The organism is Skermanella sp. (genome assembly GCF_059503625.1).
Genome location: NZ_JCACHA010000807.1, coordinates 7,840 through 9,214 on the forward strand (window position 1 = coordinate 7,840; position 1,375 = coordinate 9,214).

A 1,375-nucleotide genomic window follows, 5' to 3' on the forward strand; every position below is an offset into this window, starting at 1 on the left:
CGTCTGTCCAAGGTCCTCCAGGAACTGGTCAACCTGAGCCCGCGCGGCATCCGCGAGCACCTCGGCCTCAACAAGCCGATCTATGCCCGCACCTCCGCCTATGGCCATTTCGGCCGCGCGCCGGACGCCGACGGCGGTTTCTCGTGGGAGAGGACGGATCTGGTCACGGATCTGCGGTCCGCCTTTGCCTGACCGTCCTCCTGGTCCGCGCAAGGATGCGCCGATCGATCTGCCGGAAAAAGTCTACGGCCGCCGACGCGGCCGTAGACTTCGCGTTTATAAGACCGACCTGCTGGAAACCCTGCTGCCCAGGCTGGCGATCGAGCCGCCGGACAAGGGCGCGCAGCTTGACCCCGCCGCTCTGTTCGACCAGCCGATGCGCGACCTATGGGTCGAGATCGGCTTCGGCAGCGGCGAGCATCTGGCCGCCCACGCCGCGGCCAATCCCGATATCGGCATGATCGGCTGCGAACCGTTCCTGAACGGCGTGGCCAACCTGCTGGAACACATCGATACCGGCGGTCAGCGCAATATCCGCATCCTGGCCGAAGACGCCCGTCCGCTGCTCGACGCTCTGCCGGAGGCCTCGGTCGGCAGGGCTTTCGTGCTGTTTCCCGACCCCTGGCCGAAACCCCGCCACCACAAGCGGCGCTTCATCGGCCCGGAAAACCTGGCCCGGCTCTCCCGCGTCCTCAAGGACGGCGCGGAACTGCGGATGGCCAGCGACGTCATGGGCGTCGCCATGTGGATGCTGGAGCATACCTGGCTTCATCCCGACTTCGAGTGGCTGGCCCGCACGCCGGAAGACTGGCGCAGCCGCCCGGACGATTGGCCGCAGTCGCGCTATGAGCAGAAAGGCGTGGAAGCTGGCCGCAACCCAGTATTTCTGCGCTTCAGGCGGAAGGCCCGCATGCCTGCGTAGCGGGCTTGGCGGTCCCCTCCCTTCCCCCGCTCCTGTTACGCCGGAGCGGGGGGCGCCCGCGTGGGGGAGAGCGCCGCCCGACGGACGCCCGTGGCGATAGATTGTGGAAAATCCTTGCGACGTGCCGCAACTTCGCTATATTCCCTTCCGTGATCCCATACGATCCGGCGGTCCCGCCAAAACGGGCCTTGTCGGCTCGCATCCGGGTGGGCCACTGGCCCACTTTTTTTATTTCGCTCTTCTCGTTTTCCGCACCGGGTTTTCGAAACCCGAGGCGTTGTTTCAAGTCAGGTGGTATGGACGCAACCGATCGGATACAAAAGATCATCGCCCCCTCGGTCGAAGCCATGGGCTACGAGATCGTACGGGTGCAGGTGTCGGGCACGCAAAAGCCCACCTTGCAGGTGATGGCCGAGCGGAAGGACGATGCCGCGATGACGGTGGAGGATTGTG

General features: G+C 65.4%; 2 protein-coding genes and 1 pseudogene. All 3 read left to right on the top strand.

Annotated features, from left to right (window positions below):
• Positions 1 to 192, top strand: a 192-nt coding sequence (locus tag AC5JJ6_RS28700; protein WP_496045333.1) for a methionine adenosyltransferase domain-containing protein, incomplete at its 5' end; no start/stop codon positions are given.
• Positions 185 to 922 carry a tRNA (guanosine(46)-N7)-methyltransferase TrmB gene (gene trmB / locus AC5JJ6_RS28705; RefSeq protein ID WP_496045334.1) on the top strand — a complete coding sequence of 246 codons (738 nt, stop codon included), beginning with the start codon at positions 185 to 187 and terminating at the stop codon, positions 920 to 922. The genes AC5JJ6_RS28700 and trmB, both read left to right, overlap by 8 nt.
• Before the next feature lie 296 nt (positions 923 to 1,218).
• Positions 1,219 to 1,375, top strand: a pseudogene (locus tag AC5JJ6_RS28710) (ribosome maturation factor RimP); the annotation flags it as partial.